This is a genomic window from Cupriavidus sp. U2, assembly GCF_009663685.2.
Taxonomy (GTDB): Bacteria; Pseudomonadota; Gammaproteobacteria; order Burkholderiales; family Burkholderiaceae; genus Cupriavidus; species Cupriavidus necator_C.
In genome coordinates, this window is sequence record NZ_RCOG02000024.1 from 17,679 (window position 1) to 30,866 (window position 13,188).

Here is a 13,188-nt window from a genome sequence, read left to right on the forward strand (position 1 = left end):
CGGGCATTCGAAGCAATAGGGGGACGTTGTGACCAACATGTCTTTTGCGGCCGGTGCCGCGCCGGCCGCGCCGGCAACAGCGGCGCAAGCGGGCGGAAACCCGTGGCGCGCGATGCTCGATCGTGCCGGATGGATTCTCGGCGCGGGTCTGGCGGGCGGCGCCATCGCATGGGTCTTCGCGGTATCGCAGCCCCATGAGTACAGTGCCAGCGCGCTGGTGCAGGTGCAGCAGCCGCGCGAGAACGCGGCCACGGCGCGCACCAACGCGCTGAACATGACGGCGACGCCGATGCCATTCGATGTCGGCCTGCTGCGCAGCCGCACCGTAGTGGCGCCCGTGGTCGAGCGCCTTCATCTCGATATCTCGGCCCGGCCGCTGCGCGCGCCGCTGATTGGCGGGCTGGCCGCCCACTTCGCCACGCCGGGGCAGTTGTCCGGGCCTTGGCCGGAAAGCCTTGGCTATGCCTGGGGTGGGGAGCAGCTGTCCGTGGAACGGCTGGCCGTGCCCGAACGACTGCTGAACGTGCCGCTGACGCTGCAGGTGCTGCCCAATGGCGGCTACCGGCTCTATGACCGGGACACCGAACTGCTGTCCGGCCGCGTCGGAAACCCGGCCGAAGCCAACGGCGTGGCGATGCAGGTGGCGAGCATCGACGCGCGCCCGGGCACCCGGTTCGTGGTCACGCGCCATGATCTCGTGCAGACGGTCGACGCCGTGGCCAACGGGCTGCGCATCGAGATGCAGCCCGGCGACGCCGGCACCGTCAGCATTGCCTGGCGCAATGCCGACCGCACGGCCGTTGCGGCGCTGGTCAACGGCATTACCGAGTCGTTCATCGGCAAACAGGCGATGCAGCGTCGCGACGACACCGCCGCGACGCTGGCTTTCCTGTCCGGCGAGATCCCGCGCGTCAAGGCCGAGCTGGAGCGTGCCGAGACGGCGCTGACGAAATACCGCTCGAAGGCGGGGTCTATCGCGCCGACCCAGGACGCGCAGTCGTACCTGACCGGCAGCATGGACTACCAGCGCCAGATTGCCGTGCTGAAGCTCGAACGCATGAAGTTGCTGCAGCGGTTTACCGAGGAGGCCAACGAGGTCAAGACCGTCGACAACCAGATCCAGCAGCTCGTGCGCGAACGCAAGGACATGGATTCGCGCTATCAGAACCTGTCATCGACCGAACGGGAGTCCGTGGCACTGACGCGTGACGTCAAGGTGGCCGAGGACATGTACATGACCCTGCGCAACAAGGCCGAACAGCTGTCGCTGCTGCAACTGGACCGCACCGGACAGGTCCGGGTGCTGGACAGCGCGCTGCTGCCGATGCGGCCGGTCGGCCTGGGTCCGTGGCCGGCCACCATCGCCGGCGCGCTGATGGGGCTCTGCCTGGCCATGGCATGCGTGGCGGTGCGCCAGCGCGTGCGGCCCACGCTCGACAACGTCAACGAAGCCGAGGCGCGCCTGGGCCTGCCGATGCTCGGCGACATCGTCTTCAGCCAGGAGCAGGTGGAACTGGAGCGGCTGGTCGACGCGCGAGCCCGGTCCGCCTGGCCGGACGGCGAGGTGGCGGGGCTGCTGGCGCAGCAGTCACCGCAGTCGGGTCACGCGCTGGTCGATCCGGACGAACTGGCCGAGCATGCAGACGACGATATCGACGGCGCCGAACGCCTGCTCAGGCTCGGGCTGCACGACCAGTTCCTGCTGGCGCGCAACGCCCCGCATTCGATGGCCGTGGAAGGCCTGCGCAACGTCCGCGCCGCGCTGCATTTCTCGCTGCGCGACGCGCCGCAACGCGTGGTGGCCGTCACCAGTCCCACGGCGGGCGCCGGCAAGACGTTCGCGTCGGTCAATCTTGCCGTGCTGTTCGCCGAAGCCGGCCAGCGGGTATTGCTGATCGATGCCGACCTGCGGCGTGGCAAGGTGGCGAACTGGATGGACCTGCATACCGGCCCTGGCTTGGCCGACGTGCTGTCCGGCCATGCGTCGCTGCCCGATGCCGTGCAGCTGACGGCCGTGAACGGGCTGTCGGTGCTGCCGGCCGGTGCGCCGCCCGACAATCCATCCGAACTGCTGATGAGCCCCGCGTTCGCAAGATCCCTGCAGGCGTGCGCGGAGCGCTTCGACCTGGTGATGATCGACACCCCGCCGATCATGGCCGTCGCGGATGCGGCGCTGGTGGCCAACTGCGTGAACGCGACGCTGCTCGTGCTGCGCGCCGACACCACGCTGCCTTCGCAGGTCGATGAATCGCTGAAGCGCCTGGCGCGTGCCAAAGCCACGCTGCTAGGCGGCATTCTCAATGGCGTCGTGCCCAAGCGCAGCAACCGCACGGACTTCACCGCCATGAATCCCTACCTCGGCATGCCGGTGACGGCACCCTCACTCAAGCAGATCGGTCATACCCCGGCGGCATAAGAAAAACCGGCGACTGATCGAACCGGTCACCGGTGCTGGCGTACCCGTTTCTGCGGGTGCCGGCATCGGCTGCCCGGTCGGCGTTATCAGGAGACGCGTGGATGAAATGGGTCATGTTTGAAGGCTGTGCAGGTTGGCTGCACGGCTCGCAGGGCAATGTCGGCGTGGTGATGTGTGCTCCCCAGGGCCACGAGATGATGTGGTCGCATCGGGCATGGCGGCATCTGTCGGACGACATGGCGCAGGCGGGGCTCCCCGTACTGCGGTTCGACTACCGGGGCAGCGGCGACGCCGCCGACCTTCACGACGGGGACGATCCGGTGGCATCGGCCATCGACGACATCGTGGCCGCCTGCGCCGCGCTGCGTCGCATGGCCAAGGTCAGCCAGGTCGTGCTTTGCGGCCTGCGGCTCGGCGCCTCGCTGGCGGCACTGGCGGCCGCACGGGTGCCGCAACTGGCCGGCGTGGTCATGCTGGCGCCGGTCATCGATGGCCGCCTGTACCTGCGGGAACTGCGCGCGCTGCACGCCGCCTGGCGCCATAGCGCCATCCCCGAACTCGATGTCCCGCCGCCGCCCGGTGGCGTGCAGGATGTGCTGAGCTTCCGCCTGTCTCCTGCCGCGGTCGCTGGCATCCAGTCGATCCGGCTCGATGCCAGCCTGCCCCTGCCGCGCGTGCTGCTGCTCGACGCCTGGCCCGATCCGTCGTCGCCGGTTGCGGCGCTGGCGGGCGGACTTGCCCAGGCCGGCGCGGACGTCGCGCTGGAAGGGTTTGGCGAGTATCCCGACGTCATGCGCTCGGCGGAGTTTGCCGATGTACCCGTGCGCGCCTGGGAGCGCGTCATCGGCTGGATCACGTCACGCATGCAGGTCACGCCGCCCGGCCGGCCGGCGGCGTTTGCGCCCGGCTTGGCCGGCGCTCCCGACGATGCGCTGGCTGCGGGGGACGTCGTCGAGTCCCCGGTGTGGATCGACCGCGCGCGGCTGTTCGGCGTGCTCTGCATGCCGCCGCTGCGCGATGCCACGCCGGCGCGGCCGGCGACGGCGGTGATCTTTCCCAATACGGGCGGCAATCACCATGTCGGCGATGGCCGGCTGTTCGTCACGGTGTCGCGGCAGCTCGCGCGGCAGGGCATTGCCGCCTTGCGCCTCGATGTGTCATCGATCGGAGACAGCCCCCACGCCGCGCGGCAGATGGACCTCAACACCATCTATGGCACCGCGCCCCGGCGCGATCTCGGGGCCGCGGTGGACTGGCTGCGGGCGCGCGGCTTCCGCTGCATCGTGCTTGCCGGCATCTGTTCGGGCGCGTTCCTGAGCCTTCACGCCGCGCTGGATAACCGGGGTGTCAACGGGCTCATGCTCGTCAACCTGGTGAAATTCCGCTGGGATGCCGCCGACCAGGCCACCGCGTCGGATCGTCTGCGGCCGGGCCGCGTATATCTGGCCGCGGCCTGCCGGTGGGAAAACTGGCGCAGGCTGTTTCGTGGAGAACTCGGCCTGAAGCGGCTGCTGGCGGCGATGTCGCGCAGGATCGTCGTGCGCCTGCGCGAGCACGATGTCCCGACAGCAACGCCGGGCGCGCAGGGCCAGGCCGGCCAGACCACGCAGGACTTCGCCAGCGCCGCCGTGACGGCGCTGGAACGGCGCGGCGTGCGCACGCTGTTCCTCTATGGAGCCAGCGACGTGGGTCTGCACGAGGCGCATCTCGGGCTGGGCCGGCGCTTCGAGGCCATCGACGGCCTGCGGCATGTGCGCCTGCAGACGATGCCGCTACTCGACCACTCGCTGTTCCTTACCGAAAGCCGCGAAGCGTTCGCCGCGCAACTGCTGGCGCATTTGCGCACCATGCCGCAGGCATCGGCTTCGTTCAAGCCGGTGGCGCCGCCGGCGCCGCGCCGGCAGCCGGAGCCGACCCGCAAGTCCCATCATGGAATGGCTGCGGCGAAGTCGGACACGAAATCGCCGAAGCCGTCCAGGAAGAAGGGTGCGCGCGGTGGCGAGGGCGGCGCCGAGCCGTTCGCTCAGAGCTCGCCGCCGCGTTCGGGCTGACAGCGTCCCAGCAGCAGTTCGCGCACGCCAAGCAGGTTGCCTGCGAGGCGTCCGCGCCGGTCGATGTGCGGCTCGGGGAACAGGGACCTGGCGCTATTGGCCAGCAGGGCCTTGGCGGTGTTTTCCCAGACCTCGCGCGCCGACAGCGCACCCTTGCCGTACAGGTACCAGGCGTTGACGATCTGCGAGAAGCCGAAGCGCCGGCCCGATGTGCGGCCGCCGGAGCGCAGGCCAAGATGCACGCCGCGCGCCGCCAGCACGTGCAGCAGCTGGCCCTTGCCGTTCATCGCGCGCGAGAAGTCCATGTCCTCGAGCCAGCCGTACAGCACCAGCCGCTCGTCGAAGCGCAGGTCGCCGATGGCGCTGACGCGATAAGCCATGTTGCAGCCATATAGTTTCTGGACCGGCACTAGGCCCATGGGCTGGGTGCGCGCGGCGTCGTCCGCCAGCAGTTCGCTGGCTTCGTCCCAGTCGATGGCATCGCCCCGCACGCCGTCCGCCACCACGCCGCCCGTCATGCCGACGACACGCGGGCGCGCCGCGAACGCTTCGGCGCACCGCTCGAGCCAGCCTGGCGCGGGCACGAAATCGTCGTCGAAGAACACCACGATATCGGCCTGGCCCATTACCCGATCCAGCCCGCGATTGCGCTGCGCGGGCAGGCCGGCCGGTCCGAACACATACTCGACGGGCAGGTGCTGCGTCGCGAAGTCCTCGAAGTCCTCGACGTCCTCGACGTCCAGCCGGGTATTGGCCGACACCACGACGATCGATGGCTGCAAGGTCTGCTGCTCCAGCAGGCGCAGCACGCGCGAGACAGCCTTGGGGCGTCCCTTGGTGGCAATGATGACTGCGACGCGGCACGCCTTCGGCGCACCCTGAAGATGTTCTGGTATCACGCGGCCCTCCCTTTTCTTGTTGTGCTGCGCCCGGTTCTGCTGGCTCGAGTATAGGAACGTCAGCGGTGCGCGTTCGGTGTGTTTTCCAACGCAGACGTTCATGCGGATGCTGGCCGTTTCCGCGCTGGGGCTTCGTGCGTTGCCGTACGGAGGGCGCGGTTGTGTGATCGCAAGATGTCAAGGATGGTCTGGCACACGTGAGCTTGTCAGGGTCATCGATCGACGGGATGCCTGGGAGGGAGCGTACTGATGAGCTGGACTCGCCGCGCGTGGATGCGCGCCTTATCCGCCAGTGTGGTGGCGACTGCGTCGCGGGGCGCCATGGCGCACGTCAGCGCCGGGGCGGTGGAACCGCTCGTGCCCGCGCCCGATGTCTTGGTCGTCGATGCGGCGGGGCAGCGCCAGCGGCTCGATGCACTGATGCAGGGAAAGGTCACCGCGCTCCAGACCATGTTCACGGGTTGCAGCTCCGTTTGCCCGCTGCAGGGCGCCATGTTCGGCGCCGTGCAGGGGGGGCTTGCCGGCAAGAAAGGCCGCTATCCGATGCAGTTGCTGTCGCTGAGCATCGACCCATTGGGCGATTCGCCGCAAGCCATGCAGGCATGGCTCAAGAAGATGGGCGCTGGCCGCGCATGGCAAGGCGTGATCCCTTCCGGCGATGTCGTGGCGCTGCGCTCCAGGCTGGCCGGCCGCCCGCCGTCGGAGAACCTCGACAAGCATGCTACCCAGGTTTACTTCTTCAATGCGTCGGCACAGATGTGCTGGCGCAGTCAGGCGCTGCCGCAGCCCGAGGATGTGGTCGCGATCATGGCTTTCCTCGCCGGGGCGTGACGCGGAGGCGTCCGATCGAATAAAGAGAACATCTTCAAGGGAGTCAATCATGAATCTCATCCCGGGATCGCACCCGGCGCGTGCGGTGATGCGTTTGTCGAGGTGTGTGGGCCTGTGCCTGCTGGCACTCTGGCTGTGGGCCGCACCCACGCCCGCCCAGGCGCAGACCACCACCACCATCAAGCTCAGCGGTACGAACTTCTGCATGGATATCAGCGGCGCCGTGGTGGACAACGATGCGCCGGCAATCATCTGGACCTGCCATGGAGATCTGAACCAGCTGTGGGGGCTGACGCTGTTCGGCAGCCAGTACCAGATGTCGCCCCAGCATAGCGGCAAGTGCCTGGACATCCAGTACGCCAGCACCGACGTGGGCGCCCCTGCGCTGCAGTGGCAATGCACCGGTGCAACGAACCAGCGCTTCACGCTGCGGGCGCAGAACGGCGGCTACGCCATCGTCGCGGCGCACAGCGGGCTGTGCCTGGTGCCGGCGTCCGCGGTAGAAGGCCAGGCGGTCGTGCAGAAAACCTGTAACGGCAGCGCGGCACAGACCTGGAACATCACCGTGGCGCAAACCACGGTACTGCCGTCGAAATGGGCCGCACCCAAGGCGCTGACCGTGATCCCGGTGGCCGCGGCGAACCTGCCCGATGGACGCGTGCTGGTGTGGTCCGCCTATGAGCGCAACAACTTCGGCGGCGACAACGGCCGGACCTATACGGCGCTGTTCAACCCGACGACGGGCGCATCGACCGAGAAGCTGGTCACCAATACGGGCCACGACATGTTCTGCCCGGGCACGGCCAACCTCCCGGACGGCCGCATCCTCGTCAATGGCGGCAGCAGCAGCACCAAGACCAGTATCTACAATCCCTCGACCAACGCCTGGACTGTCGCGGCAGAGATGGTCAAGGGGCGCGGCTACCAGGGCGCGGTGACGCTGCCCGACGGCGGCGTGTTCACGGTCGGCGGCTCGTGGAGCGGCGACATCGGCGACAAGGATGGCGAGACCTGGCACGCCAATACCGGCTGGCGGCTCAACAGTGCCGTCTGGGACGACTACTTCCTGACCGGCGACACGGCTGGCCTCTATCGATCGGACAACCATGCCTGGCTCTTCGCCGCCGGCAATGGCCGCGTCTTCCACGCCGGCCCCAGCAAGCAGATGAACTGGGTGGACACGACCGGCGACGGTTCGGTGACCCCGGCCGGCACGCGCGCGGCCGATGGCGACGCGATGAACGGCAATGCCGTGATGTACGACATTGGCCGCATCCTGACGGTGGGCGGTGCGCCCGACTACGAGAACGCCGCCGCCACCTCCAACGCCCATGTCATTGACATCCGCCCCGCCACGCCCACGGTACGCAAGGTGGCGTCGATGTCGTACGCCCGCGCCTTCCACAACAGCGTGGTGCTGCCCAATGGCCAGGTCGTGGTGGTCGGCGGACAGGCGTGGCCGGTGACGTTCAGCGACGATGGCGCTGTCATGGTGGCGGAGCTCTGGGACCCTGCCACCGAGAAGTTCTCGCGCCTGGCTGCCATGCAGACGCCGCGCACGTATCACAGCGTGGCGTTGCTGCTGCCCGACGGCCGGGTGCTCAGCGGCGGTGGCGGGCTGTGCGGCGCGTGCACCACCAACCACGCCAACGTCGAGATCCTGACACCGCCTTACCTGCTCAATGCGGACGGCACTTCGGCCACGCGCCCGTCGATCACGTCCGCGCCCACCGAGGCGTATCTGGGGACGACGATCACGGTCAATGCCACGGCCAGCATGAAGTCGTTCGCGATGGTCCGCATGTCGTCGGTGACCCACTCGGTCAACAACGAACAGCGCCGCGTGCCGCTGACGTTCACCGTGGGCACGTCGGGCGAGTACAAGCTGCAGATCCCGGCCGATCCGGGCGTGGCGGTGCCGGGGTACTACATGCTGTTCGCGATGAACGCGGCCGGCGTGCCCAGCGTGGCGGCCACCATCCGGGTGCGCTGATGCGCCCGGCCATGCTGCTGGCGGCCGTTCTGGCCGTCGGCAGCCCCCTGTCCGGGCTGGCGCAGGATGCCACGCCCAACTTCGTCGATCTCGGGCGGTCGCTCTACTATGGGCAGGTGCCCACCGGCACACCGGCGCGCCTGCGCTGGGAAGCGCGCGCGCTGCCCGCCTCGGCGGCGCGCTGTGCCAACTGCCACGCCGCGGCCAGGGGCGCCGAGCCCTTCGGCCCGCGCCTGACCGCCGATTCGTTGCTCACGCTGGCACCCAGACGCGGCGGGCCGCCATCGGCGTATGACCGGGACAGCTTCTGCCGCGTCGTGAGCGAGGGCGTCGACAACACCGGCGTGATGCTGTCCAAGGCGATGCCCCAGTACCCGTTATCCGAACCAGAGTGCACGGCAATCTGGTCATTCCTGCTGACGCAGTAGGGGCCAGGCTCGCGCCGCGCCAACACTGCCAACGGAGGCTTTCCATGCCCAATCTTCGACGCAGTTTCCTGGCCCGGCTGGGCGTACTGACCGGGGCGAGCGTCGCCTCCGCCGCCGCCGGGGCTGCCGGGCGCGAGGCCGGCGAAGCCGTGCTGCCGGCGTCGCGCGAGCGAGCCGTCTCCATTGCCGACTTCGACGGATGCGACCCCAGCGGCAGGACACCGTCCGACGCAGCATTCGCCAGCGCGGTGCGCACCATGGCCCGCCAGGTGCGCAAGGCACAGTCCGGCGAGAACTCCAACCAGATCGGCGGCAGGCGCATCATCGTGCCGCCAGGCACCTACCGCCTGACCAGACCGGGCGCGTTGTTCGACAGCGCTGCGCTGGGGGGCAGGACGCAGGGCCTGACGATCGAAGGGGACGGCCCTTCCGGCACCGTCGTCATCATCTACGAACCACGCGGCGACGGGGCGCTGTTCCGCAACCAGGATGCCGCGCTGGTGGTACGCCTGCGCAATCTGCAGTTCCACGGCAATGCCCCCAACTGCGACCTGATCGAAAGCGTCAGCAGCGGCGGCGCCCAGGACTATGCGTTCGACGACTGCCTGTTCACGGGCCAGTGGCGCTACGGCGTCAACCTGACGGGTGACAACTGCAACAGCGAGTGGAAGTTCTGGCGCTGCGCCTGGGCCGGGCAGTGGAAGGCCTTCCTGTACGTCGGCGACAAGCGGACGTCCGACCAGTTTCTGAACTACTGGTTCGACCACTGCAAGTACTGGTGCTCCAGCGCGTGGATAGACATGCATCGCGGCGGCAGCATCAAGCTGACCGACTGCGACGTAAGCGGCTACGAGCCTACCGTGCAGACCCACCTGTTCAACCTGCGCGGCAACAACCACGCCATGGGCGTCTGCTCGTTCAAGGCGGAGGGCCTGCGCGTGGAGCAGAAGTCGCGCCAGGCCGGCGTGATGTTCTGCGAGTGGGAGCAAGGCAATATCGGCTTCAAGGACTGCGACTTCGGCTCGCAGGGCTACCAGCAGTTCGCGGCGGGCACGGTGTCGGCGGTGTTTTCGCCGGGCAACACGGCCGGCGCGCAGGTGGTGTTCGACAACTGCCAGATCATGGGGCGGCACCAGTATGTCTCGGGCCAGGGTCCCACCGCGCAGGGCCGCGCCGTGTACCGCAACTGCGACTTCGTGAATTTCGCGCATCCAGACGAGGGATTGATGTTTTCCGAGTCGGGCAACCAGCTCGGCCGAAGGCGCGTCGTGACGCTCGAGGGCTGCCGGGGCAATAGCGCCGCCGGGGTCTATGCCGACGCCGAAATCGGCTGGAACGTGGCCGCATCGGCGACGGTCAGGACCAAGGTGGTATCGCTGCGCAACGCCTTCGGGCGGCTGCCGGCCCGCGCCGATGGCGCGCCGACGGTAATCCTGCCGCTGAATGCGATCGTCACGCGGGTCATCGTCGATGTGGCCGGCGGCGCCGGCAACTATTCGATCGTGACGGGCGAGTCGTCTCCCACCACGTTGCTCAAGGCCACCCGGCAGGCCGACGAACGCATGCTGTTTCGCTGCAGTACGCGCCAGCGCTGCACGCTGAGCCTGGTTCCCGGCGCCGGCACCGAGCAGCCGGCCAATGCCGAGGCGGTCGCCCTGATCGAGTACATCGGCTAGGCCCAAAGGGCCCGCAAGTTCCCCAACACATCCGGAGATGACCGCAGGGCGCCCCAAGGGGCGCCTTGTCGTTTCACCGCCGCCCGTCAAAAGCACGCAACCAGCGGCAAATGAAAAAGGCCGCTTCGGAAGAAGCGGCCTTCGGGGCCTTCCAGGCGGGGCGGCGATTTGCAGGATCAGGCCCGTTTTGCCTGTACGCTGCCGTAGCGGTTCAGGTAGCGGTACTTGCCGAAGTGGTAGTGCGAACGGTACCAGCGCCCTTCCACCTCGAGGCCGTTGAACAGCACGCCCTTGACCTCGCCGCCGGCCTGTTCGATCACGCGGCGCGCGGCGGTCAGTTCGGCGGCGGTGGTCTTGTCGGCGCGTGCCACCAGGAACACCGCACCGGCTCGCGGCGCCAGGATGCCGGCGTCGGCGGCGGCCAGCACCGGCGGGGTGTCGATCAGCACCAGGTCGTACCGGGAACGCAGTTCCGCGAGCAGGCTATCCATAACGGGGCTCTGCAGCACGTCGGCGGCGAGCGGCGGCTCGGCGCCCGTGGCGATGAAATCCAGTCCCGGCACCACGTCGTGCTGGATCACGTCGTCGAGGCGCGTGCTGGTCAGCGCCTCGGTCAGGCCGGGTTTGCGCGGGACGTTGAAGCGTTCGTTCAACGCGCCGCGTCGCAGGTCGCCGTCCACCAGGACCACCTTGCGACCGGCTGCCGCCGCGACCACGGCGAAGTTCGCGCTCAGGAACGACTTGCCGGCTTCCGGGGCCGGGCCGGTGAACACCACGACGTTGTTGCGCTGGGCCCCGAGCAGCGCGAACTGCAGCGCGGTACGGAAGCCACGCAGGCTTTCGATGGCCGGATCGTCGGGCTCGCCGATGGCCAGCACATCGCCGCCACCGCTCTTCACGCGCGACAGCCGGGCCTGCTGGGCGCTCATCGGGATGGTCGCGTACACGGTCATGCCGCATTGCGACTCGATCTCGTCGGCATCTGTCACGCCGCCATCGAACACGCGCCGGATGGCCACCACGATCAGCGCGATCACGATGGCCAGCACACCGGACGTCGCGCCGATCAGCATGCGGTTCGGACGTACGGGCTTGAGCGGGACGTCGGCGCCGTCGATCAGGCGCGCCGTACCGACCTTGCTGGCCTTGACCAGCCGCAGCTGCTGCACGTCGTTCAGCAGTGACTGGTAGAGCTCGGTGTTGACCTTCAGGTCCCGCATCAGCCGCAGAACGTTCTGCTCGACGTCCGGCAGCTTCTGGATCTTGCCGGTGACGCCGTTCAGCTGCCCGGTCAGACCGGCGATCTGGTTGTCCAGGATCTCGATGGTCGGGTGATTGGTCGTGAAGCGCGCGATCAGTTCCTGGCGCTTCTGGCGCAGCTCCTGCAGCTTGGTCTGGATCTGAACCGACTGCGAGAGGATCAGCTTCGATTCCTCGCTGAGGTCGATGGTGCCCCGCTGGTTACGCATCGCGTTGTAGCGCGATTCGGCCGTCTCCATCTGCTGCTTGAGCTGCGGGAGCTGGCTTTCCAGGAAGTTGACCGACTTCTCGGCCTCGGCCGCCTTGCGGCGCAGGTTCTGCTCCACGTACTCGTTGCCGATCTCGTTCAGGGTCGACGCGGTACGCGCCGGCGACGTGCCTTCCAGCGCCACGCCGATCACGCCGCTCTGCTTGCCGCGCTCGCTGATCATGAGCTGGTCCTGCAGGCTGGAGATGGCAATGCCGCGCGGCACGCGACGGACGTAGAACTGCGCGCCGGCACGGCCGTCCAGGCGGCTGATGTCGATCGTCACCGAGCCGCTGCCGGTGGCCACCGTCAGCGGATGGCCAACCTCGCCTTCGGCGGTCTGGTCGCTACTGGCGAACGCCAGCCGATACTTGCCGTCGCCCAGCGCCGTGACCACCATGCGGCGGTCTTCCATCTGGGGCGGTACGTCCAGGCGGTCGACCACGATCGATTCGCTGCCCCACGCGTAGCCGCCAAAGCCGAACAGGCCGGGGGTGGACAGTTCCCGGTTGTAGCTGGCGATCGCGGCGCCGATCAGCGGCAGGTAGCGGGGCACCGCCTCGACATCGAGCCGCAGCGTGTCCACGGCCTTGCCGACCACCATGCGCGAGCGCAGCAGTTCGATCTCGGCCGAGGCCGCCGGCTTGGCGTCGAACACGGGCGAGATGTTCGCGGCCAGCTTGCTGGCCGAGTTGCCCGGGGTGGTGTCTTCCACCTGGACCACGATGTCGGCGCGGTAGACGGGGCGCGCCAGGAACGCATACAGCAGCCCCGCGCAGAGGATGGTCGCGGCGACTGTCACGAACGTCCACCGGTAGCGGACCAGGACGTCGACGTACGACGTCATGTCCATGGGCTTCTCGTTGTCTTCCCATGTATCAGGAGCCGTGTCCCGGAAATTCCGTACGATACTCATCATGCCTCTCCGTGGCGATGGGCCGGCTCTGCCGCATGGATTCGTGCCGACCAGGATTCAACACCCTTCTTGATCAAACCAAGTACGATGACAAACATGTTCTGCGAGCCGCCGAAAGGGTCCGGCACATCGGCCTTCTGCTGTTCGCAGAGGCGATGCGTCTTGCCGCGCGCCTGCGGGTACAGCGTCTCGATCGCGTCGCGCTGCTCCTCGTCCATCACAAGGACCAGGTCGGCGTCGGTGACCAGCGACTGGTCCACGGCGCGGGCGCGATGCTGGCTCAGGTCGTCGCCCTCGATGGCGAGCAGGCGCACCGCGCGAGGGTCCGCGGTGGCGCCCACGGGCGGCGCCAGGCCAGCCGACAGCACATTGCAGTGGGGCAAGGCCCGGCTCAGCAGTGCCGCCGCCATCGGGCTGCGGCACCGGTTGCCAATGCAGATCACGAGGATCGACCTGACCATGTCGCGTCCG

9 protein-coding genes are annotated in these 13,188 nt (G+C 68.2%); 6 read left to right on the top strand and 3 right to left on the bottom strand.

The window, feature by feature from the left end:
- Positions 1 to 37: 37 nt before the first annotated feature.
- Both D9X30_RS17670 and D9X30_RS17675 read left to right on the top strand, forming a co-directional pair.
- Positions 38 to 2,416, top strand: a complete 2,379-nt coding sequence (locus D9X30_RS17670) for a polysaccharide biosynthesis tyrosine autokinase (protein ID WP_153948701.1) — start codon at positions 38 to 40, stop codon at positions 2,414 to 2,416.
- Between the two features lie 101 nt (positions 2,417 to 2,517).
- A complete protein-coding gene (locus tag D9X30_RS17675) occupies positions 2,518 to 4,467 on the top strand; it encodes a serine aminopeptidase domain-containing protein (RefSeq protein WP_153948700.1) in 1,950 nt (649 codons plus the stop codon).
- Here the strand turns inward: D9X30_RS17675 and D9X30_RS17680 are convergent.
- Positions 4,440 to 5,468 (bottom strand): glycosyltransferase family 2 protein, encoded by a 1,029-nt coding sequence (locus D9X30_RS17680; RefSeq protein ID WP_153948699.1) that lies wholly within the window; start codon positions 5,466 to 5,468, stop codon positions 4,440 to 4,442. The two genes, D9X30_RS17675 and D9X30_RS17680, sit on opposite strands and share 28 nt — an antisense overlap.
- A gap of 219 nt (positions 5,469 to 5,687) precedes the next feature.
- Here D9X30_RS17680 and D9X30_RS17685 point away from each other — a divergent pair, with 219 nt between their 5' ends.
- Genes D9X30_RS17685 through D9X30_RS17700 form a run of 4 tightly spaced genes read left to right on the top strand, consistent with a single transcriptional unit; the run spans position 5,688 to position 10,294 of the window.
- Positions 5,688 to 6,197 carry an SCO family protein gene (locus D9X30_RS17685; RefSeq protein ID WP_194946543.1) on the top strand — a complete coding sequence of 170 codons (510 nt, stop codon included), beginning with the start codon at positions 5,688 to 5,690 and terminating at the stop codon, positions 6,195 to 6,197.
- Positions 6,198 to 6,246: 49 nt separating this feature from the next.
- Positions 6,247 to 8,190 (top strand): RICIN domain-containing protein, encoded by a 1,944-nt coding sequence (locus tag D9X30_RS17690; protein WP_153948697.1) that lies wholly within the window; start codon positions 6,247 to 6,249, stop codon positions 8,188 to 8,190.
- Positions 8,190 to 8,618 carry a hypothetical protein gene (locus tag D9X30_RS17695; RefSeq protein WP_153948696.1) on the top strand — a complete coding sequence of 143 codons (429 nt, stop codon included), beginning with the start codon at positions 8,190 to 8,192 and terminating at the stop codon, positions 8,616 to 8,618. Before D9X30_RS17690 ends, D9X30_RS17695 begins: the two co-directional genes overlap by 1 nt.
- Before the next feature lie 44 nt (positions 8,619 to 8,662).
- The gene (locus D9X30_RS17700; RefSeq protein ID WP_153948695.1) at positions 8,663 to 10,294 is read left to right on the top strand and encodes a hypothetical protein; all 1,632 of its coding nucleotides are present in this window, start codon (positions 8,663 to 8,665) and stop codon (positions 10,292 to 10,294) included.
- A gap of 176 nt (positions 10,295 to 10,470) precedes the next feature.
- Here the strand turns inward: D9X30_RS17700 and D9X30_RS17705 are convergent, their stop codons facing one another.
- Together D9X30_RS17705 and D9X30_RS17710 are read right to left on the bottom strand one after the other, a co-directional pair.
- Complete coding sequence (locus D9X30_RS17705; protein WP_153948730.1) at positions 10,471 to 12,717, bottom strand: polysaccharide biosynthesis tyrosine autokinase; 2,247 nt, start codon at positions 12,715 to 12,717, stop codon at positions 10,471 to 10,473.
- Positions 12,717 to 13,178, bottom strand: coding sequence for a low molecular weight protein-tyrosine-phosphatase (locus D9X30_RS17710; protein WP_153948729.1), 462 nt, complete (start codon positions 13,176 to 13,178; stop codon positions 12,717 to 12,719). The genes D9X30_RS17705 and D9X30_RS17710 overlap by 1 nt, the downstream gene beginning before the upstream one ends.
- Positions 13,179 to 13,188: the final 10 nt, after the last annotated feature.

What these genes read in the sequence shown, in the direction of transcription:
- D9X30_RS17695 (WP_153948696.1), top strand. Translation starts at nt 8,190, where the DNA reads ATGCGCCCGGCCATGCTGCTGGCGGCCGTTCTGGCCGTCGGCAGCCCC.
- D9X30_RS17700 (WP_153948695.1), top strand. Translation starts at nt 8,663, where the DNA reads ATGCCCAATCTTCGACGCAGTTTCCTGGCCCGGCTGGGCGTACTGACC.
- D9X30_RS17685 (WP_194946543.1), top strand. Translation starts at nt 5,688, where the DNA reads ATGGCGCACGTCAGCGCCGGGGCGGTGGAACCGCTCGTGCCCGCGCCC.
- D9X30_RS17675 (WP_153948700.1), top strand. Translation starts at nt 2,518, where the DNA reads ATGAAATGGGTCATGTTTGAAGGCTGTGCAGGTTGGCTGCACGGCTCG.
- D9X30_RS17670 (WP_153948701.1), top strand. Translation starts at nt 38, where the DNA reads ATGTCTTTTGCGGCCGGTGCCGCGCCGGCCGCGCCGGCAACAGCGGCG.
- D9X30_RS17705 (WP_153948730.1), bottom strand. Translation starts at nt 12,717, where the DNA reads ATGAGTATCGTACGGAATTTCCGGGACACGGCTCCTGATACATGGGAA.
- D9X30_RS17690 (WP_153948697.1), top strand. Translation starts at nt 6,247, where the DNA reads ATGAATCTCATCCCGGGATCGCACCCGGCGCGTGCGGTGATGCGTTTG.
- D9X30_RS17710 (WP_153948729.1), bottom strand. Translation starts at nt 13,178, where the DNA reads ATGGTCAGGTCGATCCTCGTGATCTGCATTGGCAACCGGTGCCGCAGC.
- D9X30_RS17680 (WP_153948699.1), bottom strand. Translation starts at nt 5,468, where the DNA reads ATGAACGTCTGCGTTGGAAAACACACCGAACGCGCACCGCTGACGTTC.